Consider the following 2522-nt stretch of genomic DNA (forward strand, 5'->3'; position numbering starts at 1 on the left):
CTTCCATAGCGTCCACCAGTGAACTGCGTGGATACCAAGGATTGGGGAATTGACACTGAATGGGTCCGCCGTCCTCCGGATGCGTGCTCCAGAGTTCAAACTGTGCGTGGGCATTGCGCGAGATGATGCGTCCTTTTTCACCGAGAAATTCCAGCGTCCACCCAAAGGTTGAGGTGTCAGTCCGGCTGTTCATATATGTCCGTACACCGTTTTCGTAAACGATGTATCCAGATCCGGAAAGATCTCCTTCGGCGGCGGCTGCTTCATCGTTATCCATCACACCGAAAACCCACTTGGCGGGTGCGCCGGCAAAGAGGCGGAGGAGGGCAAAGGTATGGCTGTGCAGGTTTGACAGACTGGAGGTGCTATGACAAATCATCGATCGCAGTTCACCGATTGCTCCGTCCGCGATCGCCTGTCGTGCGTTGGTATACCAGTTGTACCAGTTGAGGTGACAGGCAATTGCCAGGATCGTGCCGTGCTTCTGACACGCTTCAATCATTGCATCTGCTTCGGCAAGGCTAGGACACATTGGCTTGGTGGCATAGATTGCTTTGACGCCGAGCTCTGCCAAGCCGATGGTAACCTCGGCCCGTTCCGCGGGGCGGGTTGTCACAGAAACAATATCAGGTTGCTCTTTTTCGACCATCTCCCGATAGTCGGTGTAAAGGGCTTCGACCCCCCAACGCCGCTTGAAATCATTGAGTTGTGATTGATCGACATCCGCAGCAGCAATCAGATCGACGTTTCTTGCTTCAAGCATCCCCGGCGCATGAGCAAAAGGCCAAGGATAGTGTGGGTTACCGATTACTTCATCGTCGATGGTACTGCCCATCCTGCCACACCCAACAACGGCGCCGCGGTAGATACGTTTGGGTTCACTTTCGTTGATAACTCGAAATGCTTCTCCTATAGGTTGAGCCATGCGATTTTTCCCTTCCTGATCTGAATTGGTTAGCGTTTATGTTTGATGTGCCCTACCCACTGCTTAGGCTTCGATCGGCTAGGGGCAGTTCAAGTTTCTCACCACCCCGCAGGTGCGATTCCCGCATCGCGATACCGATTTCAAGGGCTTCACGCCCGTATTCCCCGGGACACAGCGTCTCCGTGCCTTCATCGAGATTTTTGACAAGTGCCTCAATAGCGGCTTGCTGAGAACTTATGGAGCGCTTCGGGTTGGGAAACTGTCGGCGAATGGCTTCTCCGGTTACCGGGTGCCGGCTCCACATCTCGATGTCAGCGTGCTCGTTGCGGGAGGAGAGCCAACCGTCGCTCCCTATGAAATCGAATTGATGCCAGCCACCGGTAGTGATGAACCCCTGGAGGCCATTCTCGTAGAGAATCATGCCACTCCGCCTTATCCCCTTGTCACTGTTGATGTGTCCGACGACCCATTTGGCTGGCGCACCGGCAAACAGGCGAAACAGGGAAAGTGTGTGTCCTCCGTGGGTGTAGCTACAGAGCATTGATGAAAACTTGCCAATCTCTCCCGCCCGAATGGCTTTCAAACAAGCTAAAAACCAAGGGCTCCAGTTCTGATGACAGGCAATCACTAGGAGGACGCCATGCTTCCGACACGCCTCGATCATTGCATCAGCTTCGGCGAGACTCGGGGCTATAGGCTTGGTCGCATAGATAGCCTTCACCCCACCCGCTTCTGCTATTCCGATAACAACCTCCGCTCGTTCCGCAGGTCTGGTGGTCACACTCACAATGTCGGGTTTCTCATTGGCAAGCATTTGCCGGTAGTCAGTGTAGAGGGCGTTGACGCCCCAACGGCGTTTAAAATCCTCCAACTGGTCTGGTAATAGGTCCGCGCCTGCGACCAATTCCACGCCCTTTGCTTCAACGTAGGCGGGCGCATGTGCCCATGGATAAAAAAAATGAGGTCGATTTACCTCTTCGTCGTCGATAGTGCTCCCAATCCGTCCACAACCGATAACGGCTGCTCGATAGACTGCCATATCAATCACCTCCTCAAAGCGTTCCGGGGAACGCCTTACTGCAACGTGTACTACCCACTGCTTAGGCTTCGATCGGCTAGGGGCAGTTCAAGTTTCTCACCACCCCGCAGGTGCGATTCCCGCATCGCGATACCGATTTCAAGGGCTTCACGTCCGTATTCCCCGGGACACAGCGTCTCTGTGTCCTCATCGAGATCTTTGATGAGTGCTTCAATAGCGGCTTGCTGAGAACTGACAAATCGCTTCGGATTGGGGAATTGGCGACGAACGGGTTCTCCGGTCTGAGTACTTATAGAGCGATCCGAGTAACGGGTCCACATCTCAAAGTCGGCGTGCTCATTACGAGAGGAGAGCCAACCGTCGCTGCCGATGAAATCGAATTGATGCCAGCCGCCGGTGGTGATGAACCCCCGGATATCGTTCTCGTAGAGAATCATGCCGCTCCGTCGGTTATCACTGTCGATATGTCCAACGACCCATTTGGCGGGTGCACCGGCAAACAGGCGGAACAGAGAAAGTGTATGTCCTCCGTGCATGTAGCTACAGAGCATTGATGTC

At 54.2% G+C, this 2522-nt stretch carries 3 protein-coding genes; all 3 read right to left on the bottom strand.

What is annotated here, in order from left to right; translation table 11 throughout:
• Nucleotides 1-925: Gfo/Idh/MocA family oxidoreductase (locus tag F4Y38_12260; protein ID MXY50055.1), on the bottom strand; the 925-nt coding region annotated here is incomplete at its 3' end.
• 52 nt (nt 926-977) lie between these two features.
• A complete protein-coding gene (locus F4Y38_12265) occupies nt 978-1964 on the bottom strand; it encodes a Gfo/Idh/MocA family oxidoreductase (GenBank protein ID MXY50056.1) in 987 nt (328 codons plus the stop codon).
• A 50-nt stretch (nt 1965-2014) separates the two neighbouring features.
• Nucleotides 2015-2401 (bottom strand): hypothetical protein, encoded by a 387-nt coding sequence (locus F4Y38_12270; GenBank protein ID MXY50057.1) that lies wholly within the window; start codon nt 2399-2401, stop codon nt 2015-2017.
• Nucleotides 2402-2522: the final 121 nt, after the last annotated feature.

The organism is Gemmatimonadota bacterium (assembly GCA_009838645.1).
Taxonomy (GTDB): Bacteria; JAAXHH01; JAAXHH01; order JAAXHH01; family JAAXHH01; genus JAAXHH01.